At 65.9% G+C, this 20,356-nt stretch carries 17 protein-coding genes and 1 pseudogene; 11 read left to right on the forward strand and 7 right to left on the reverse strand.

What is annotated here, in order from left to right; translation table 11 throughout:
- Both A5791_RS09165 and A5791_RS26730 read right to left on the reverse strand, forming a co-directional pair.
- Nucleotides 1-638: pseudogene (locus tag A5791_RS09165) on the reverse strand (hypothetical protein); the annotation flags it as partial.
- 215 nt (nt 639-853) lie between these two features.
- On the reverse strand, nt 854-1,282 hold the full coding sequence (locus A5791_RS26730) for a hypothetical protein (RefSeq protein ID WP_231995841.1): 429 nt from the start codon (nt 1,280-1,282) through the stop codon (nt 854-856).
- A 193-nt stretch (nt 1,283-1,475) separates the two neighbouring features.
- On the opposite strand from A5791_RS26730, the gene A5791_RS26735 reads away from it, so the two are divergent.
- The 9 genes from A5791_RS26735 to A5791_RS09215 all read left to right on the forward strand — a co-directional run bounded on the left by A5791_RS26735 (nt 1,476) and on the right by A5791_RS09215 (nt 11,863).
- Nucleotides 1,476-2,003 (forward strand): hypothetical protein, encoded by a 528-nt coding sequence (locus A5791_RS26735; RefSeq protein WP_067234263.1) that lies wholly within the window; start codon nt 1,476-1,478, stop codon nt 2,001-2,003.
- Nucleotides 1,973-4,189 carry a glycohydrolase toxin TNT-related protein gene (locus A5791_RS09180; RefSeq protein ID WP_067234266.1) on the forward strand — a complete coding sequence of 739 codons (2,217 nt, stop codon included), beginning with the start codon at nt 1,973-1,975 and terminating at the stop codon, nt 4,187-4,189. The genes A5791_RS26735 and A5791_RS09180 overlap by 31 nt, the downstream gene beginning before the upstream one ends.
- Nucleotides 4,186-4,452, forward strand: coding sequence for a hypothetical protein (locus A5791_RS09185; RefSeq protein ID WP_067234270.1), 267 nt, complete (start codon nt 4,186-4,188; stop codon nt 4,450-4,452). Before A5791_RS09180 ends, A5791_RS09185 begins: the two co-directional genes overlap by 4 nt.
- A 7-nt stretch (nt 4,453-4,459) precedes the next feature.
- Entirely contained in the window at nt 4,460-5,953 is a 1,494-nt protein-coding gene (locus A5791_RS27165) for a hypothetical protein (RefSeq protein WP_067234273.1), read from the forward strand.
- Entirely contained in the window at nt 5,950-6,633 is a 684-nt protein-coding gene (locus A5791_RS09195) for a hypothetical protein (protein ID WP_067234276.1), read from the forward strand. Before A5791_RS27165 ends, A5791_RS09195 begins: the two co-directional genes overlap by 4 nt.
- A 282-nt stretch (nt 6,634-6,915) precedes the next feature.
- Nucleotides 6,916-7,938: a hotdog fold thioesterase gene (locus A5791_RS09200; RefSeq protein ID WP_067234279.1), complete on the forward strand. Its 1,023-nt coding sequence runs from the start codon at nt 6,916-6,918 to the stop codon at nt 7,936-7,938.
- A 79-nt stretch (nt 7,939-8,017) separates the two neighbouring features.
- The gene (locus A5791_RS09205) at nt 8,018-9,211 is read left to right on the forward strand and encodes an amidohydrolase family protein (protein WP_067234282.1); all 1,194 of its coding nucleotides are present in this window, start codon (nt 8,018-8,020) and stop codon (nt 9,209-9,211) included.
- Between the two features lie 151 nt (nt 9,212-9,362).
- On the forward strand, nt 9,363-9,755 hold the full coding sequence (locus A5791_RS09210) for an anti-sigma factor antagonist (protein WP_067234734.1): 393 nt from the start codon (nt 9,363-9,365) through the stop codon (nt 9,753-9,755).
- 143 nt (nt 9,756-9,898) lie between these two features.
- A complete protein-coding gene (locus tag A5791_RS09215; protein WP_067234285.1) occupies nt 9,899-11,863 on the forward strand; it encodes a SpoIIE family protein phosphatase in 1,965 nt (654 codons plus the stop codon).
- 6 nt (nt 11,864-11,869) lie between these two features.
- On the opposite strand, the gene A5791_RS09220 is transcribed toward A5791_RS09215, so the two are convergent.
- The 3 genes from A5791_RS09220 to A5791_RS09230 all read right to left on the reverse strand — a co-directional run bounded on the left by A5791_RS09220 (nt 11,870) and on the right by A5791_RS09230 (nt 15,585).
- Nucleotides 11,870-13,096, reverse strand: a complete 1,227-nt coding sequence (locus A5791_RS09220; RefSeq protein WP_067234288.1) for an acyl-CoA dehydrogenase family protein — start codon at nt 13,094-13,096, stop codon at nt 11,870-11,872.
- Nucleotides 13,093-14,235 (reverse strand): acyl-CoA dehydrogenase family protein, encoded by a 1,143-nt coding sequence (locus A5791_RS09225; protein ID WP_067234291.1) that lies wholly within the window; start codon nt 14,233-14,235, stop codon nt 13,093-13,095. Before A5791_RS09225 ends, A5791_RS09220 begins: the two co-directional genes overlap by 4 nt.
- 390 nt (nt 14,236-14,625) lie before the next feature.
- Nucleotides 14,626-15,585: an alpha/beta hydrolase gene (locus tag A5791_RS09230; protein WP_067234294.1), complete on the reverse strand. Its 960-nt coding sequence runs from the start codon at nt 15,583-15,585 to the stop codon at nt 14,626-14,628.
- Between the two features lie 223 nt (nt 15,586-15,808).
- On the opposite strand from A5791_RS09230, the gene A5791_RS09235 reads away from it, so the two are divergent.
- Together A5791_RS09235 and A5791_RS09240 are read left to right on the forward strand one after the other, a co-directional pair.
- Nucleotides 15,809-17,035 carry a cytochrome P450 gene (locus tag A5791_RS09235; RefSeq protein ID WP_067234297.1) on the forward strand — a complete coding sequence of 409 codons (1,227 nt, stop codon included), beginning with the start codon at nt 15,809-15,811 and terminating at the stop codon, nt 17,033-17,035.
- Nucleotides 17,032-18,189 carry a Zn-dependent alcohol dehydrogenase gene (locus A5791_RS09240; protein ID WP_067234301.1) on the forward strand — a complete coding sequence of 386 codons (1,158 nt, stop codon included), beginning with the start codon at nt 17,032-17,034 and terminating at the stop codon, nt 18,187-18,189. The genes A5791_RS09235 and A5791_RS09240 overlap by 4 nt, the downstream gene beginning before the upstream one ends.
- Nucleotides 18,190-18,289: 100 nt before the next feature.
- Here A5791_RS09240 and A5791_RS09245 read toward each other — a convergent pair whose 3' ends face one another.
- Together A5791_RS09245 and A5791_RS09250 are read right to left on the reverse strand one after the other, a co-directional pair.
- Complete coding sequence (locus A5791_RS09245) at nt 18,290-19,114, reverse strand: SDR family NAD(P)-dependent oxidoreductase (RefSeq protein WP_067234304.1); 825 nt, start codon at nt 19,112-19,114, stop codon at nt 18,290-18,292.
- Nucleotides 19,115-19,126: 12 nt separating this feature from the next.
- Nucleotides 19,127-20,347 carry a cytochrome P450 gene (locus A5791_RS09250; protein WP_067234738.1) on the reverse strand — a complete coding sequence of 407 codons (1,221 nt, stop codon included), beginning with the start codon at nt 20,345-20,347 and terminating at the stop codon, nt 19,127-19,129.
- Nucleotides 20,348-20,356: the final 9 nt, after the last annotated feature.

Raw genomic sequence — 20,356 nt, forward strand, 5'->3', positions numbered from 1 at the left:
GTGGCGGGTGCGGTATGGGCTGCGGTATCGGGTGCGATGGCCGCATCGGTGCCGGCGAACCCCGCCGGAGCCATCGGTGCGCCGTCTTGTCCGGATGACCCCAAGTTGAGCGGCATATCCACATTGCCTGGCGAGGCACCGGTGTTTTCGGGGGCGCGGGGCGCAGCGGATTCGGCCGGGGGCGTCCGCTGATGCTCACTCACGGGCAGCGGGTCCACCGAAGGCGACCCGGGCCGGTCGCCCGTCAAGGCGGTCGCCTCGGGCGTGCCCGTGGTGTGCCCCGGGCCGCGCAACCCGTCAACGGCGCCGAACACGGCGCCGGCACCCGCGGCATCGGCGAGATTCATGTGCCCGGTCAGCGCCTGCTGGGCGGCCAGTGCGCCACCGGCGTTGCCGACGAACGAGGCGCCGAAGTTCTTTGCACGGTTGCCCAGCGCCGAACCCGCGTCGAAGTCGTGCGCGCCCTTGAGGACCGGCCCCATGACGGCCCCCGAAATCGCACCGGACTCGACATCGCTCCAAAACGACGTCGAATCGAAGCCGTGGCGATTGCCTTGCAGCATCTGTTGGCCCTGAATGCCCGCGTTGAGAGCGCCGGACATGGCGGCGTTCACCGCGGCGCCCTCGAGCGCCCGCACCCACCCACTCCTCGCCGCCAGGCACTCCGGCGCCGCCGACCGCGCGTGCCGGCGTATCGGAGGCTCCCTCTGCACAGCATGCCGGCGTGCCGGCGGCTCGCACCTCAGACGCCGTCACGCATACAGGGGCGGCCGCCACGGAGAGGCTTGACGCGGTGCGCGCGCCGGCGGGAGCCGAACCTGCAGCACATCCGGTGCACAACGCCGAAACCCCGCTACGAGACGGGCAGCTTCCGCGAGAGCCTCAGCAACCCCGTGACGCGGCCGGGCGCGACGAACGACGTTCCGGCACCGAGCGGGCCGGCGCCCCCGATTCGACCGACAGGCCGCACCCAACCGACCATGGGAGTCGGCTCGCCGAGGACCGGCATGCAGAGCCGGCCTGGCACGCGGAATCCGCATCCGAACACGGCGCTGCCGGACAGTTGGATTCCGGACATCACGCCGACGCGACCACAGCACACGATGCCGCGGCAGCGCCGTCCGTCATCGCCTCCCCCGCCTCTCCCGGCTTGCCCGACGCCGGCCACAGCAGCGCCCGACCGGCGACGGACGTTGCGCGAGTTGACGGGCCGAATCACCATGGCGAACAACATGATCCGCACCGCGACCCATCGTCGGGCCGACCCGATTCCGACGGACACGGTGACGATCCGCCGCCGCCCGGACCCGGTCCCGTCGACCCGACGGGCTTCGACAACCCGGCCAACCACCGCAGCTACGGGCCGACGTCGGACCATCCACCCCCGCGATTGGTCGACAAGTCCGCCTATCTGCACTTCACCCCCATCGCGCCCGATCATTTCGGCCCGATCACTCCGCAGCAAGGAGGCCACCATGGCGGAACTGGACACGCCGGACCAGGCACTGGCTTATCTGGCGCAGATCGACCCGAACACCTCGTACGACGTCCTGCGGTTCGAGATGGGATGGATCTGCTCGCCGATCCTGACGCCCGAGCAGGCCGCGGGCAGCGAGGCGGTGGGTTCGACGAAGCTGGTCGTCGATTCACAGACCGGCGTCGTGATGGAGTTCCCGAGCTGGTCGACGGACATGGTGGCGGAGGACTACATCGAAGCGAAACGGACCGGCCGACCACCACCGGCCCGTCAGATCTATCCCTACCGCTGGAGGATCACCCTCCGGCGCATTCGGGAGGACCCCGAGATCATCACCTACCAGATGAAAGCAGTGTCGCTGAGCGACCCGCCGGAGCCCACTCAGGACCATCCGCTGACCATAAACAAGCGGACCCTGCTGAACGACCCGCCGGACACGCTGTCGAGCATGGCGAGGGCCCACGCGATTCAGGTCATGGAACAGAATCACGGGACTTGGCCCGCGGAGACCGCGTCGGAGCTCTGAACGACGCCCACGGCGCATCCGATCCTGCGCCGGGCGGACCAGAACAGTCTGCGGGACAACCGGATTCACACCACGGCGACGCGGGACACCACGAGATCGATCCGGCTGAACGCGGCCGTGGGGTCCCCTCCCAGCCCGACGCCGAGCGGGCCCGCGGCATGGCGAACGGGGCGTTGTGGAAACGTATTCCGCCGGTCAGTCCGGACGAGGTGCGACATCACCTGGCCGACAAGCGCTTTGGCGAGCAACGAGCCAGGGACAATGTCGCGTGGTGGCGGGAGCTCAGCGGCGAGGAACAGCGCGCGCTGATCGACGCCTATCCCTACGAGATCGGCAACGCCGAGGGTGTTCCCGCGTGGGCGCGCAACGAAGCCAACCAGCACCAGCTCACCCAGCGGCTCGACGAGCTGCAGTCCCGCACGGACGCGGGCGAACGGTTGACCCGTGGTGAACGCAAAGAACTCAGGCGGTACGCCGACCTGCAACGGGCGCTTGACAACGCGAAGGCCGAAGCCGCGCACCTCGGCGGTGAGGTGCACATCTTGGCCTTTGACCCGAAAGTCTTCCACGGGGACGGCCGGATGGTCGTCAGCGTCGGCCACGACCCGCATCGCGCCGACTCGGTGTCATGGCATGTGCCGGGGGTCACGACCACCATCGACAAGCTGGGCGGCAACCTCGGCAATGCGCTGAACCATCTGAAGTCCGTGGCGATGGAGAATCCGGACGGCAAGACCGCATCGATCGCGTGGATCGGCTACGACGCGCCCAGCGGCAAAGGGATATTCCGCATGGCGTTTCACGGGCTGGCGAGCGAAGGCGGCGCCATCCTGCACAGCGACATCGCCGCGTTCAACGCGGGAATCGACGGTACCGCGGCTCATGGCGAACACTTCAGCAACAACCACATCTTTGGTCACTCCTACGGTTCGACCACCACCAGCTACGCGGGCCGCAACGGTCAGCTGGCCGGCCACGTGCACAGCATCACGCTGGCGGGTTCGCCCGGTGCGGCGCTGCAACGCCACGCTTCCGACTTCGGCATCGGCGAGCACGTCTTCGTCGCCTCGTCGTCGCGGGACATCGTGACCGCGCTCGGTGCTCGTTCGCCCGGTTCGTTGGGCCGGTTCTTCGGCGTCGGCCTGGGAGTCGATCCGGCCATGGCGCCTTTCGGCGCGCATCGGGTGAACGCCGAGTTCCCACGCCATATGGACCTGCTGAACACCTTTGGCACCCACACTGCCTACTACGAATTCGATCCGGTGCTCGGGGTGCGCACAGAGTCGCTGGCCAACTTCGGCCGCATTGCCGCCGGCCATTTCGATGACGTGCACATCGACGCACCTCGCACCGAACGACCGTGGTGGCAGCCGGGGTTACGCACCGACGAGCCGGCCCAGGGCCGTCCGCTGCGCCTGGACGAAACAAACGGCCAATATTCCGTCGAGCGCCGAATTTGGGATGCCCGTTGGCATTCGGGCCACCCCGACACGCTCCCACCCGTGCACGAGGAAGTGCCCGGGGCCGACGACGGAACCCCACCGGAGCACCATGACCACGCTCCCGCCGCCGGCCCGCCGTCGCGCGATTACGATGTCAACGGCCGCACCATACCGACCGACCAGCTCACCCACCCTCAAGCCGGACTGCTCGATGAAAGCCTGCTGGACGGCGCAGCAGCCAACCCCCACCGGGTCAGCGACGCGCTGGCCCCGGGCGCACCCAGCACGCACCCGGAAGTGCAGAACATGCTCCCCGACAGCTACCACCCGAACGGCGGTCTGACCCAGGCGGAGTGGAACCGTGAATACTGGCCGACCGGCCAACGCGACGCGCACGGCAATCCCGAACTGGTATGGCCAGATCCTCAGACCCATCCTCAGGGTTTCAGCTCTCCCGAGAATCGAACGCCCGGTGTGCTCAACCCGGGCCAGCTTTTCGACCGGTTCGGGCCCGGGTTCGGCGTCTTCGGTTCGCCGGTAGGCACATTGTTTCCCGAACGCGCACTGCCACCGCACAGCCTCGACGCCGGCTATCACCGGTACGAGGTGGTACGACCCATCCCGATCTGGGAGGGCCGGATCGCACCCGCGATGGGTCAGCCGGGCGGTGGCGTCCAGTACTACTTCACCCGCCCAATCGTCGACCTGGTGAATGCCGGCTACCTCAAGGAGATCCCGCTATGAACTTGGCCGAATTGGCCCGCGTCCTCGAGTTGATAGGCATTGCGCCCCAGGTGCTCGCCCTGGGCGGCCATGCCGATTACTCGTGGTGCGTCGAGCAAGCCCCCGATGGCAGCTGGGAGGTCTACTGGCTGGAGCGCGGCAACAAAAACAGTCTCGTTCGGCTGAACAGCGAGACCGACGCCTGCCATCAGTTGCTCGGCCGGCTCGCCTACAGCCAACTGCTCGCGGGCGCGATTCGCCCCGCATCGGCGCCGACGTCATGAGGTCCGAATGACAGCAGGTCCGCTCAGCGCCACTCAGGCTGTCGCCGCGGTGACCGAGTACATCCTCGAGGCGGGAATGGATTATCCGACAACGGGATTGGCGGCCGACCGGTTCGAGGCCGGTTGGTCGGTGTATGCGCCGGTGCACGTCGGCACGAGTGTGTTTCTGGTCGGCGACAGCGGACGTATCGAGCAGGTGTCGTCGTCGACGCCACCGCAGGTGGCCCGGGAACGCTTCGCCGAGCAGGAACGCGCGCTGGCTCAACGGGAGGCTAACGGAGATTCCCGTGAATTCATGTCCGAACTCGCCGACGCGTTCGACGACGCCTCGAATGGCGGCCCACCCGTCGCCAGCGGCTTCACGATCGTCGACGACGGAGCCCCACCGGGGCCGGTACAAGCGTTGCGCGACGAGCAAATCGGCGCCCAAGCGTCGGCGATGCTCGACCCGATCGCGCAAGAACTGGCAGCGCTGGGGCCGCCGGGTTGGCAGGAGTTCAGGGCAGTGTTCGCGTTAACGGTTCGCGCCGGCACGGCGGACTGCGCATTCGTCACCCGCGACGGGTGGCAGCCGGTCACCGTACCCCGCTCGGTGCTGGACCTGGTGCGCGCGCAACGCGAGGTGAGCGCGCAGATGCCGGCCGGGCCGTGGTGGCGACTGCTGCTGACCGTCACCAACCAGGGTCAACTGCGCGTGGACTACGACTACGGCGAGCAGCCCTTCCCCGACCACCAGCTGCAGCCACCGCCGAACTATCGAGACGACATCGCCGCCTACCCCCGCCCGCGGTTGCCGATCTGGATGGCCGGCTACCTGGCCGGACCCACCGCCCAGGGCCGCACTCCGGCACAGGCGTCAAAAGCCGCCTCGGCCGAACAGGCCGGCGGACGCCGGCCCACCGAGACCGACGACATCGAACCCCTCCCCGACACCTGGGCCCGCTGGGCGGTGCTGGCCGCGACCTACACGGGGGCTCAGTCGCACTGGGGGCCGCGGATCGCACCCGGCCTGGCCTGGTACGAATCCGATGCCCGCAGCGGATCAAGCCTTTATGTCCTGCCCGGCGACCGGGCGGTGCTCTCCGGTGGGCGCTGGAACTCCCCACTACTGGTAGCCGCCTACCAGCGCCACGAACCGCTGCCCGACCTGTACTGCGGTGCACCGGCCTGGGTCAACGATTCGGTGCTCAACAGCCGCAACCAAAACGGGCTGCTCAGCTTCTGTTACTGGTGGAGTGACGGAAGGTGGTGGCGGGGCGCCGCCGACACCTTCGACGAACTCGACGACCCGCTTCCGGCGATCTGGACACCCCAGGAAACCGTCGACGCCATGGCCGCGGTGGTTGGCCCCGGCGTGGAAAACGCTTGCCATCACCTGCTGGCCGCGGCCGCCGACCACACCGTCGCAACGGACGACGTCGCCGCGGTATTCACCCACTTTGCCCATCCCGACGTCGACGCCGCATTCAATCAACTCAGCCTGGCCGGCCTGACCCGATGAACTCGAGCCTCGACACCGCGTTGACCATCGCCGGGTTCGTCCTGTGCGCCGGGGTTTTGGCTTTTTGTGTTCCGTGGGGGCTGGCCATGTCGGGCATTTCCGCGGCGGACGAATCGCAGGATCGACCCCCGCGCAGCCTCCGGGAGAACGCGGTGAGCGTGGCGGCTGTCGTGGTTCCGCCCGCCCTGTTCGCCGGGATAGGGGTGGCCGCAGCGTCATTGGCTTGCCTGGCCGCAGGACCGACGTTCTACTACCCGCTGGTCGCCCTGGGCGTCGGCGTCGCCGTGTGGTACGGCGCCATCGTCGGCCTCGCCGCATGGCACGACAAGGTGAAACGTGGCGTGCTCGACGCCTACGTCAAGGAAGAACCGCCGAGGCGCACCGCCGAAGAGGCGATCGCCGCGGTCCGCAACTACATCCGCGACAAGGAAATCGATTACCCCACAACAGGCTTGGCGGCCGACCGATTTCCGCTCGGCTGGTCGGTGTATGCGCCGGCGCACCTCGACACCCGCGACCCGGCGGCCTCGTCGGGAACGACGGTGTTCCTGGTCGGCGACAGTGGCCGCATCCAGCAGCAGCCGCCCTCGACACCCCTGCACAGCGCGCAGAGGCGCTTCACCGCCCAAGAGAGCCTGATGGAGCCCTTTCGCGGGCGATGGCTGCGCCGTCGGCGCTGAGGCAGCGCCTATCGCGCGCCGGTTCCGAGCTACCGCTCCCCGCCAGTACGGCGCTCAACGAGCGCAATATCTTGGCGGCCAGACTGGTTGAGCACCCAGCGCATCCTGATGTCAACTTGCCGCGCGGCACCACCGTCCGCAGCGGCAGGTCGGTGAGCACCTGCCCTCCTTCGATTGACGACAACCGACCATATCGGCGCCGCCCCGCGCCAGCCCTTTCCAGTTTCCCGGCAAGGCGCGGTAACCTCATTCTCAATGCGCGATCAGGACGGGAGAACATTCATGACCGGTCCCAACGGTGACGCTGACGTGACCCGTGGCGATCGCTTCATCAAGACGGCAGTCGCGATACTGAGCGAAACCGGCCGTACCGATTTCACCGTGCAAGAGGTCGTCGCCCGCTCCAAGACGTCGTTGCGCGCCTTCTACCAGCATTTCAGTAGCAAAGACGAATTGCTGTTGGCGCTTTTCGACAGGACCATCGCGCATTCGGTACAGATCTGGCGCGACGAGACCACCGGACTGGACAGCACGTCGGCGCTGAAGCTGGTGATCGACCGCGTCAGTCAACAGCCGGAATCGAGCACCCAGGACAGTCTCAACCGGGCACTGAGCCTCTACAACCAGCACCTGGCCGAGACCCGTCCGCGCGAATACGCCCGGGTGCTCTCCCCCTTGCATCAACTCATCCGCGACGTCGTGGGACAGGGCATCACCGAGGGAGTGTTCAACCCGGGGCTCGATGTGGGGTCCGCGGCTGCGATCGTCATGCAGACGATCGTGGGCGCGCAGCGATTGCATTGGCTGGGAACGGAATTGAACGGAACCCCGATAGACGCCGGCCAGCTGTACGACTTCTGCAGCAGGGCGCTCGGCATCCGGGACACCGAAGAGGAGGCGCCCGCGCCGTCGCTCGCTGAGCTGTTCGCGCAGATCGGGATGCGGCCGGGCACCCACGGGGGCGAGTTCGCGATGACGATGCCGGTCAGCCCGAAGGTGACCAACACCTCGGGTGCGCTGCAGGGCGGCTTGATCGCCACCCTCGTGGACGTGGCGGGCGGTCAGTTCGGGCTGGACCATCTGCGGCCGGGGACCACCATGACGACGGCCGACCTATCCGTCCGCTATCTGCGACCCATCAAGCAGGGCTGGGCACGCGCGGTGCCCCGGATGCTGCGGTCCGGCCGGCGGGCGATGGTCATGCAGGTCGACATCTACGGCGACACCGACGACGAGCTCGCGGCGACCGCGACGGTGAATTTCGCCGTCATCAACGGGACGACGCCGACGACCGGACTGCAGTAGGTCCCGCTACATCTTGTTGCGCAGCAGTGGTAACGTCATTACCACCCGCAGAGAATCAGGACTTTCCAAGGAGATCGCCATGCCGTCTCGCGAGCTTCCCTTCCCCGTTTTCGACGCCGACAACCACATGTACGAGCCGCAGGAAGCACTCACCAAGTTCCTGCCGGACAAGCGCAAGAACGTGATCGACTACGTGCAGGTTCGCGGCCGGACCAAGATCGTGGTCCGCGGCCACATCAGCGAATACATTCCCAACCCGACGTTCGAGGTGGTTGCCCGGCCGGGCGCGCAGGAGGAGTACTTCCGCAACGGTGCACAAGGCAAGTCCTACCGCGAAATCCTCGGTGAGCCGATGAAGGCGATCCCCGCCTTCCGTGAGCCCGGTCCCCGGCTCGAGGTCATGGACGAGCTCGGCATCGACTACGCGCTGATGTTCCCCACGCTGGCGAGCCTGGTCGAAGAGCGGATGAAGGACGACCCGGAGATGACCCACGACGTCATCCACGCGCTCAACCAATGGATGTACGAGACTTGGTCGTTCAATTACCAGGAGCGCATCTTCGCCACCCCGGTCATCACATTGCCGATCGTCGAGCGCGCACTCGAAGAACTCGAATGGTGCCTGGAACGCGGCGCCCGCACGGTGCTGGTCCGCCCCGCGCCGGTGCCCGGCTACCGTGGCAGCCGGTCATTCGGCCTCGAGGAGTTCGACCCGTTCTGGCAGGCCTGCATCAAGGCCGAGCTCCCCGTCTCGATGCACGCCTCGGACAGCGGCTACTCCGAGTTCGCGAACGTGTGGGAGCCCGGCGACGAGTTCCTGCCGTTCAAGCCGACCGCGTTCCGCAGCCTGACCATGGGGCATCGGCCGATCATGGACGCGATGGGTGCGCTGGTCTGCCACGGCGCGCTGTCGCGCAATCCGGAGCTGCGCATCCTCTCCATCGAAAACGGTGCGGACTGGGTGCCCGACCTGTTCAAGGGCCTCAAGGGCGTCTACAAGAAGATGCCTAACTCGTTCAGCGAGAACCCCATCGAGGCCTTCAAGCGCTGCATCTACATCACCCCGTTCTGGGAGGACCGGTTCGGCGAGATCGTGAAGATGGTGGGCACCGACCGGGTGCTGTTCGGATCCGACTGGCCGCACCCGGAGGGGCTGAAAGATCCCATCTCCTTCGTCGACGAGCTGACCGAGTTCGAGCAGGAGGACGTCGCCAAGATCATGGGCGGCAACTTGATGAAGCTGATGAAGGTTTCTGAACCGGCCTCAGCCTAGTTTCGCGTTGGCGCTCAGGGTGCAGACCTGCGAGTGGGTAACGCTGTCGGCGCAGCGTCAACACCTAGACTCCACCCGGCCGCTCTTGCTATACAAGAGCACCATGAGCCTGGCATCAGGAGATCATTCCCGGCCAGGCATTGCCCAGGTGATGCTGAGTACCCGGCTGATCCGCGAGCTGGGCGATCCACACAGCACACTGCGCGCCACCGCGCAGCGAAGCGGACCGGCCATGATCGTCCGGGCGGGCGGCGAGATCGATGCCGCCAACGAGCACACCTGGCTCCAGCTACTCGGCGAAGTGTCGGCGATCACCGCCCCACCAGGCCCGCTCGTCGTCGACGTCAATGACGTCGAGTTCATGGGCTGCTGCGCGTTGGAGGTCTTGGCCGACGAAGCCCAGCGGTGCCAGTTCCGCGGCATCGACCTGCGCTTGGTGAGCCACAACCCCGGCCTTGCCCGAGTCGTCGAAGCCTGTGGGCTCGACGAAGTGCTGCCCGTCCACCCGACTACCGACGCCGCCCTGGCGGAGGCATTCGCCTGACAAAGGCCGCAAGACATGCGGTTGCGCTCGAAAAATCAATGCACGAAGCGGCTGACATGCATTGATAATCTGGGTAACCACACTTTGCCAATGGTCATCGCGCCGGATCTTCGCCCTGGCGAGGCTGCCGTTAGGAAGGGTGAATGACGGCCGAGAAGGATTGGGACAAAGCGGTCGGGAAGGCCGAGGACGTGCGGCGCGTCTTCGAAAGCATCCCCGCTATGGTGGTCGGCCTGCAGGGACCGGACCATCGTTTCATCGCGGCCAATGCCGCTTACCGCACGTTGGCTCCGAAGTCCGATCCGGTAGGGCTGCCGGCCCGCGAGGTTCATCCCGAACTCGAAAGCCAGCAGATCTACGAAATGTTCAACCGCGTGTACCAGACCGGTGAACCGCAATCGGGTGCCGAATGGCGGCTGCAGCTCGACTTCGACGGGTCGGGCGTTGAGGAACGGTTCTTCGATTTCCTGGTCACGCCGCGCCGCCGCGAAGACGGATCGATCGAGGGTGTGCAGCTGGTTTTCGACGACGTGACCCGCCGGGTGCGGGCGCGGCTGGCCGCCGAGGCCCGAATGGAGGAGTTGTCCGAGCGGTACCGCCACGTCCGCGATTCGGCCACCGTGATGCAGCAGGCCTTGCTCGCCCCCTCTGTGCCCGTCGTCCCCGGCGCCGACATAGCTGCCGAGTACCTGGTGGCCGCGGAGGACACCGCCGCGGGTGGGGACTGGTTCGATGCACTGCCGCTCGGAGACCGGCTGGTGCTCATCGTCGGTGACGTAGTCGGTCATGGCGTCGAAGCCGCCGCGGTGATGTCGCAATTGCGCACTGCCGTGCGGATGCAAATCTCAGCCGGTCACACCATCGCCGAGACCCTGGAGGCGGTGGACCGCTTCCATGACGCGGTGCCCGGATCGAAATCGGCCACCATCTGCATCGGCTCACTCGACTTGGCCACCGGTGAGTTCCAGTACTGCACCGCAGGTCATCCGCCACCGCTGGTGGTCACCGCCGACGGTCGGTCCAGATACGTAGAGCCAACCGGCGCAGGGCCGCTCGGCAGCGGTGCCGGATTCCCGCTACGCACCGAGGTCCTCGACATCGGCGACTCGATCCTGCTCTACACCGACGGCCTGATCGAACGCCCCGGGCGGCCGATGCAAGCGAGCACCGCTGAATTCGCCGAGCTGACCGCGAACATCGCCGGCGGCGGCAAGGGCTTCATCATGGATACCGCCTTGCGACCCATCGACCGGCTGTGCGCTGAGACGCTGGAATTGCTCCTCCGATCGACCGGCTACAGCGACGACGTCACAATGCTTGCCGCACAACGACGTACGCCGCCCGCCCCGCTGTACCTGACGCTTGACGCGACGGTCCACGCCGCGCGCACGGTTCGCGCCCGGCTTCGCGAGTGGCTGGGTGACCTCGGTGCCGATGCCTGCGACATCTCCGATGTGGTGCACGCCATTTCCGAATTCGTGGAGAACTCGGTCGAACACGCTTACACCACAGAGGTTCCCAACGGCGTAATCGTCGAGGCGACGTTGGGTGGCGACAGCAACCTGCGCGCCTCGGTGATCGACCGCGGCCAGTGGAAGGACCACCGCGAAGGCGAGCAGGGCCGCGGCCGCGGACTCGCGATGGCCGAAGCACTGGTGTCGCACGCCCACGTCACACATGACGACGATGGCACCACAGCCACTCTCACGCACTGCCTTTCGCGGCCGGCCAATTTCATCACCGACCCGATGGTCAGCCGAGCGACCTACCAGCGCGCGATCGACCGCGAATTCGTCTCGGTTGTCGGTGCCGCCGGACACATCATCGTCAGCGGCGATGTCGACTCCACCACCGCGTCCACCCTGGACCGCCAGATTGCCGTCGAAAGCCGTTCGGGGATAGCACCTTTGACGATCGATCTGAGCGCAGTCACGCACCTCGGGTCGGCGGGTGTCAGCGCACTGGCCGCCGCCCGCGACCGGGCGCGTCGGCAGGGCGGTGACTGTGTGCTGGTCGCACCGCCAGGCAGCACCGCGCACCATGTCTTGACGGTGGTCCAAATACCTTTTGTCAGTGGCGAATCCGACGATGATCTCGTCGACGAGTAGTCCGCGTCAACGACCGTGCCGCACCTGATTGAACGGCACCCCACGGTCGGCGACGTATTCCCGCGGAAAGTTCAGCACCCGCTCCCCGATGACATTGCGGGCCATCTCAGTGGTGCCGCCGCCGATGGCGACCGACTGCCGGGACAGGTAACGGAACCCGGTCTGCAGGCCTTCGCCCGGTTCCCCGACGACACCCGCTGCACCCGCGATCGACAACGCGGTGTCGATCTCCAGGCTCACCGTTTCGGCGTGGAAAAGTCTGATGAGCGTTCCGCCGGCCGGCGGCAGGATGCCGTCCCGCACACTGCGATAGACGTGATCGTTCAGCTGCTCGGCTACCGCACGGTGTACCAATGCCCGGCCGGCCCGCTCCTGCACCCGATCGTTGTGCTCCTGACCGGTCTTGCGGGCAAGGTCGGCATAGTCGACCGGCGTCGTGTGGCCGCCCTCGCTGCCACTGCCACTTGCGAACTCGGAGCCCTGACCAACCGCGCGGCGTTCGTGATACAGCTGCCGCGAAGCCACCGCCCACCCCTTGTTCACCTCACCGACCACGGCGTCGTCGCCGACATCCACCCCGTCGAGGAACTCCTCGCAAAACTCGGCGGACCCGTTGACCTGCGTGATGCGCCGCAACGTGATACCCGGATGATCAATCGGCACCAGGAACATGGTCAGGCCCTCGTGCTTGGGTACATCCCAGTTCGTGCGCGCCAGGCATAGCCCGTAGTCGGCCGCGAATGCGCTGGTGCTCCACGTCTTTGCGCCGTTGAGCAGCCAGCGGTCGCCCCGCCGTTCGGCGCGAGTGATGACCCCGGCCAGATCCGATCCGCCGCTTGGTTCCGACAGCAGCTGCACCAGTATCTCGTCGCCACGCAGGGCGGCGGCGATGTGCTGCTTCTTCTGCTCCTCGCTGGCGGTGTCGAGCAGGGTGGCGCAACATATCGTGAAGGTCGGAGTGTTGAGGATCAGCGGCATCTCGTAGCACAGCGATTCCTCGTCGAACGCCCGCTGGTATTCGTAGTCCAGCCCCAAGCCGCCGTAGTCGCGGGGAAAGCAGATACCTGCGAAACCGCCTTCGTGAAGCCGCTTTTGCAGTTCCCTGGCCCGTTGCCAGCTGCGTTCGTCGTCGCGGGGCGCGGCCGGCGGCGACTTCGGGTCGATGCGCGGCATGTTCTCGGCCAGCCAGGCCCGGGCCCGGGCGGCGAACTCGGCAACCGATTCGGTTTTCATCGATCCGACTTCTGCCCCGCATGCCAGGCGTACACCCAGCGGTTGTGTTCCTCCGGCGTGCCAAACATGGCGCGGTACAAGGTAACCCGCCTCAGATACAGATGCAGGTCGTGCTCCCAGGTGACCCCGATGCCGCCGTGCATCTGCACACAGCCCTGCACGATTTGGCCGGCCATCTCCCCGACGTAGGACTTGGCGACGCTGACCGACAAGTCCGCCTCGGGTGAGCCCGCGGCGACGTCGGCGACCGCCGCCGAGGTCGTCGCCCGGCAGGCTTCCAGCCACATCTTCATATCGGCGAAGCCGTGTTTGAGCGCTTGATACGACGCCAGCGGCCGGCCGAAGGTGTACCGGTCCAGCGCCCACTGGACGGTGAAGTCGAACACCGTTTGCACAATGCCGACCACCTCCGCGCACTGCAGCAGCTGAGCGATCTGACTCTGCCGGTCGATCAGCGCGGCGGTTTCGGCGGCAGTGCCGACGGCAGCGGACGGCTGCACCAGCACACCGTCGAAGTCCACTCGCGCGTATTGCTTGACCAGATCGATCGACTGCTGAGGTGTGATGCGGACGCCGGGCGCGTCCGTCGGGACCAGGAATTGACGGACCCCGTCACCGCAACGCGCCGTCACGAGCAGCACGGCGCTCTGGGCGGCAGCCTCGACGCGGTCCTTGGCTCCGTCGATGCGGTAGCCGTCGCCGGTTTGCGTGGCCGTCACCGAGGGATCGTGCGGTGCCCAGCCGCGGCCGGGTTCCGAAACCGCCCACGACGCCACCGTTTCACCGGACATCAGCGATTCGACGACGGCCGCGTGCGCCTGCCGCTCGCCGCAGGTGATCAATCCCGTGAGCACGGTGCTTACCGGGTATAGGGGCCCGGGCGCCACCGTCTTGCCCAGTTGTTCGGCGACCATGGCCAGATCGGCAATGCCGTTGCCCGAAACGCTGCCGCCGCCGAGTTCCTCGGGCACCAGCAGACCGGTCCACCCGAGCTCAGCGGCTCGTCGCCACCATGCCGGGTCGAAGGACACACCCGCGGCATGCAGTTCGCGGACGTAGCGCAGCGGCGCTTCCTTTTGCAGGAACGCTTGAGTGGTCGAGCTGAAAAGAGCTTTTTCCGGCGAGTCGACAGCGGTCATGATGCCGGCACGTGCTGGGAAAGGTGTGGGTGGCTGATCATCCGCCTAATCGGTCCTGGTCGAGGTTCGCGAGCGACTCTGATGGTAGCAATGGGCAATACAGTAAGAGATACCGGAGTTCAGTCGATAATGACGTCGACGCGCGGCCACCGTTACGGGACGGTCGCGTCGCTGTGCTACTCACCCGAACCGATCTCTTCGCACCCGCCCTGTGAACTGGCGGCGTTCATTGTGAACTCACGGCTTTCGGTGTGAACTGACGGCTTTCATTGTGAACCTAGGGCGGGAACCGGCGCGAATTTCCGCCCAGGCTGCACACGCAAAGCCCAGGATTCACACGCAGCAATGAAAAAGCTTGTCGGCACTACTGAATCAGTTCGCATCGCCCGGCTACATAGCGAACGCCCGACGCAGACTCTGCGCGTGCAAGGCCCGGTTCTCTTGAGAAACAATCCAATCCGGTACCGCCGAGTCGAAGCCGTTGAATGTCGCTGCGACAACGTGTAACTCGGTGTGGACGTAGGCGTGCAAGAGCCGATTTGCATAGTCGATCGCCTCGTCGCGACACGGATCGATCTCCGAGCAGCTGACATAGGTCGGCGGCAGCCCCTCCAGGTTCATTCGGTGCGCGGGGACATGATGACCGCTCGCCGTGGCATGCCCGAGGTAGTGGCCCCACGCCCGGCTCACCGCCGGGCCGTTGAGACCCGGGGTGCGCTGGAACTCGCGCCGCGAGGGCGTTGCGTCGGAGTCGAGCATCGGCTGGTGCAGAATCTGCATCAGGATCGGAGGGCCTTCGTTGTCGAACATGCGCTGCGCCAGACACGCGACCAGCGCGGCGCCCGCATCGCGACCCATCACGGCGATCCGGGCGGCGTCCGCTTTCAATTCCGCACTGTTCTCGACGACATAGCGCAGGGCGGCCTCGACGTCGTCCAGGGCGGCGGGACACGGGTTTTCCGGCGCGAGCCGGTAATCCACCGACACCAGCAGGCATCCGGCCGCCCGGGCCAGCTCCACGCACTCCGCATGATCGGTGTCCAGGTTGCCGGTGACGAAGCCGCCGCCGTGCGCGTAGAGCACCAGCGGTGCAGCTGACGCAGTGGCGGCGCGATAGGTCCGCAGGTTCAGCTGCGTTCCATCCGGGCCGGCAATAGAGCGCGTCTCGACGTCGACGTCGGTGGTGTCGACCGCGGCGGCCCGGTCAGCTGCCGCCCGATTGGCTTTCTCGCGCTCGGCGGGCAACGTCTCGGTGCGGAACTCGGCCACGCCCAGCCCCGCCGCAGTGTCGCGCAGGGCTGGATCGAGACGGCTAAGGCCTTGCGGCCGTGTACGATTCGTTTGCGTCATATCCTCTTGTCTTCCGGATCGTTCATCGGGACAGCCAGGAAACCCTCTCCAAAATAGTCCCGGCGCTCGAAGGTGTGGAAGATCTGGTCCGGCTGACGCCGATCAGGGCGGACGTCCAGCCCAGATACTGTGCCCGTTACGGTAACCGTCTCAAGTTATTGGGCTTCGTTGCTATTTATACTATGATAGCGACATTCCACGGTTGCTCAGGAGGGAGCGCTGGATGACGCTCAGGACCGACCCCGACGGCGCGCCCGTCACTCTCGACACCACCGGCGAAACCAGTCCGTATCCCTTCTTCGAATACATGCGGCAGACCGACCCGGTGTGGCATGGCGGTCTCTCCGACCAGGAACAGATGCCGGAGGAGCTCAGGCCGAACGACGAGTGGACCCTGTTCGGCTACGACGAGGTGTTCCACGCTTTCCGTGACGACCAGACGTTTACGTCGGCGAAGTACGACCAGACCATCGGACTGGTGATGGGTCACACCATTCTGGCGATGGGCGGCAAAGAGCACCACGATCACCGCAATCTGGTGGCCAAGGCGTTCCGGGCCACCGCACTGGAACGCTGGGAACCGTCGGTCATCGGGCCGGTCTGCGATCAGCTGGTCGACGAGATCAAAGACCGCGGCGAGGCGGACCTGGTCAAGGCGGTCACGTTCGAGTTCCCGACCCGGATCATCTCCACGCTGCTCGGGCTGCCCCCGGAAGATCTCGATATGTTCCGGCGCCTTTCCCTCGACCTCATCTCGATCCCGACGGACATCATGGCGGGGCTGACCGCAGCTAACGAGCTGCACGGTTACTTCCTCAACCAGGTCGAGCAGCGGCGCCGCAAGCTGACCGACGACATCATCGGCGACCTGGTCGCCGCCGAGATCGACGGCGAGAAGCTGACCGACGAGGCCATCATCGCGTTCCTGCGGCTGCTGTTGCCCGCCGGACTCGAGACCACGTACCGCTCGTCCGGCAACCTGCTGCACTCACTGCTGACCCATCCCGAGCAACTCGAACTGGTCTACCAAGACCGGTCGTTGATACCGATGGCGATCGAAGAGGGCCTGCGTTTCGAAACCCCGCTCACCATGGTCATGCGAACCACGACTCGAGAAGTCGAATTGGGCGGCAAGACAATCCCATCCGATGCGCAGATCGATATGTGCATGGGTTCGGCCAACCGCGACGAAAGCCGCTGGACCGATCCCGACACGTTCGACGTTCGCCGCCCGCGGCAAGCCCATATCGCCTTCGCCGGCGGAATCCACATGTGCCTGGGCATGCACCTGGCCCGGCTGGAGACCCGGGTGATGCTGAACAGCCTGTTCGACAGGGTCAAGGATTTGACTTTCGTGGAAGACGACGGAACCGGCGTGGAGTCCAGGATCGTCGGGCTCACCTTCCGCTCGCCGAACAAGCTTCCCGTCACGTTCAGCCCGGCGGCATGAGAAGCCGCGCGGCGATCCTGCACGACGTCGGCGGGCCGTGGTCGGTCGAGGAGTTCGAACTCGACGCGCCGCGTGCGGGCGAGGTGCTGGTCCAACTCGCAGCTGCCGGCCTGTGCCACTCCGACGACCACATACTCAAGGGCGACATGTCGGCGCCCAACGAGGTGCTGCGGTCCCTTGGGCTACCCACCATGTTTCCGATGGTCGGCGGCCACGAGGGCTCGGGCATTGTGCGTGAAGTCGGGGACGGCGTCACCGATTTCGCCGTCGGCGACCATGTGGTGATGACATTCGTCGCCGTGTGCGGGCAGTGCCGATGGTGCGCCACCGGCATGGAGTACCTCTGCGACCAGGGCATGGGAACCATGGTCCCGGGCATGCCCACCGATGGAACCTTTCGTCATCACACCGCCGACGGCCGGCCGCTGGGCCATCTGGCCAAAGTCGGAGCGTTCGCTGAATACACTGTGGTGTCAGCGAATTCGCTGGTGAAGATCGGGCCGGAGCTGCCGCTGGTGCCCAGCGCGTTGCTGTCCTGCGCGATCCCCACCGGCTACGGTTCGGCGGCGAATCGGGCCGGCGTGCGCGGCGGTGACGTGGTGGTCGTCATCGGTGCCGGCGGAATCGGGACGGGCGCAATCCAGGGCGCCCGGATCAACGGCGCTGCGCAGATCATCGCCGTCGATCCGGTGGAGTTCAAACAGAAATCGGCACGGCTCTTCGGTGCGACGCACAGCGCGGCATCCATTGCCGAGGCACTTGACCTGGTGCGCGGTCTTACCTACGGAGTGATGGCCGACGCGGTGGTGGTGTCACCGTCGCTGATCACCGCCGACGACGTCCGCGACGCGTTGCAGCTCACCCGCAAGGGCGGTACCTGTGTGCTGACCGGCATGACGTCGCAACTGACCCGGTCGGTCAATATCGACCTACAGGACTTCATCCTGATGAACAAGACGTTGGCCGGCACCATCTTTGGCTCGTGCAACGCTAAGGCCGACATCTCGCGGCTGGCCAGGCTGTATGAGTCCGGACAACTCCAGCTCGACGAGATGATCACCAGGCGCTACCGCCTCGACGACATCAACGACGCCTACGCCGATCTCCTCAACGGCGAAATCGTCCGGGGCATCATCGATTACGGAATCAGTTAAGACGCAGTTGCCAGTGTCCGCGCCGAGCGTGCTTCCACGGCGCAAAAATCGCCAGATTCTCGCCCTCAGAACACGTTCGGCGAAACGCACGCGGCACTAGTCAGGTAGCGATTCTGGCCAGCGTGCTTTCCCATAGCTGGGCGGCCAGCCGGGGATCCTTGGCCAACCGGTTGGGCCGGGCGATTTTGTGTCGCGAGTAGTATTCGCCGGGCGTCCAATCCACGCCGGGCTTACTCGAAGCCAGCCAGACCAGCTGCTCGGCCCCTTCATCCGAGCTGGCGGTGAACCGCCCTGTCGGGGTGTATCTGTCCATGAACATGATCAGCCGTGATCCCGATGCCGGGCCGAAGTTCGAGTCGACGTAGCCGGGGTGCACGGTCGCAGCCGCGATCCTGTCACCGTACCGGCGGTGTAACTCCTTGGTGAACAGAACGATAGCCAGTTTCGACAGTGCGTAGGCGGTGCCAGGCCTGCGCCGTGAGGTGTTCTCCAGATCGTCGACGCTGGCCCGGAAGACCAGCAGGTGCGACGAGCTGGTGGTGTTGACGACGGTGGCTCGGGATTCGACCAGCAGATCCATCAACTGGGTGGTGAGCAGAAACGGGGCGAGGTAGTTGACCTGATAGGTGTGTTCATAGCCGTCGGGTGTCAGCTGAATCTTGGCGCCCATGGCGCCGGCGTTGTTCAGCAATACGTCGATGCGCGGATATTGCGAACTCAGTTTCTGGGCCAACGCCCGCACCTGCGAGAGGTCGGCGAAATCGACCACGAAACGGTCGGCGTCCAGTTCCGCGGCCACCGCGGCCGTCTTACTTTCCGACCGGCCGATTACGACCACATTGTCGCCGCGCTGATGCAACCTTCGGGCGGCCGCGGCGCCGATGCCGTCGCTGGCGCCGGTGATCACAATCGTCTTACGCGTCATATCGGTGTGCTCTCACGCGAACGAGTAACGCACCGGCAGGTGTTTGAGGCCGCCCACGAAGGTCGTCGCGACAAATTGCGGATCACCGGTCAGCTCGATGGATTTCAGCCGGGGCAGCAGCTGGGAGAAGAAGCTGTTCACCTCCATGCGGGCCAGCGCGGCGCCCATGCAGAAGTGCACCCCGTAGCCGAACGCCAGATGCTTGTTGGGATCGCGCCCGACGTCGAAGCGGAACGGATCGTCGAAGACGTCCTCGTCACGGTTGGCCGAGACATACGACAGCAGGACGGATTGTCCTGCGGCGATGGGTATTCCACGCACCACGGTGTCCTCGGACGCGGTACGCATGAACTGCTTCACCGGGGTGACCCAGCGGATCATCTCCTCGGTGGCCTGCGGCATGAGGCCCAGATCGCCGCGCAGCCGGGTCAGCTGATCCGGGTTCTCGATGAGCGCGTGCAGACCACCGGAGATGGTGGCGCTGGTGGTGTCGTGACCGGCGGTGGCCACGATCAGGTAGTAGGACACGGTGTCGATGTCGGACAGCGGCTCCCCGTCCACACGCGCGTTGGCGATCGCCGAGGAAAGGTCCTCGGTCGGATGCTCGCGCCGCGAGGCAGTCACCGCGTTGAAGTACTGGAACATGTCGAGCAACGCCGGCAGCTGTTCTTCTGTGGTGCTGCCCCGCTTGAATTCGCTGTCATCGCTGCCGAACAACTCCTGAGTCAGCTTGAGCATGCGCGGAAAATCTTCTTCCGGCAGGCCCAGCAACGAAAGGATCACGTACAGTGGGTAATTCACCGCGATCTGCTGGGCGAAGTCGCATTCGGGGCCGGCTTCCACCATCTTGTCGACGTAGATCTTCGCCAGTTCGTCGACGCGAACCTTCAATGCCCGCATCGCCTTAGGGCGAAACCAGTCGGCGCCGATGGCGCGGACCACCCGGTGCTGTGGGTCGTCGAGGTGGATCAGCGTGCGTACCCCGATGGCGGCCGCCTGGTCGTCGCCCTCGGCGGTGGTCAGGACCGGGCGCGGCCAGTTGGTGAACAGCATGTTGTTGCGTTCGATGTCCATGATGTCGGAGTGTTTGGTGATCGCCCAGAACGGCCGGTAGTTCGGCACTTCGACCCACGACACCGGAGCGTTGGCGCGCAGGTGCGTCAGCGCCGCATGCAGCCGTGACTCGTCGGTGTAGGTCAATGGATCCGCCAGCAACTTGGCGGTTTCGTCCACCGTCGGTGC

Origin of the sequence: Mycobacterium sp. 852002-51163_SCH5372311 (genome assembly GCF_001667115.1) — a bacterium.
Taxonomy (GTDB): domain Bacteria; phylum Actinomycetota; class Actinomycetes; order Mycobacteriales; family Mycobacteriaceae; genus Mycobacterium.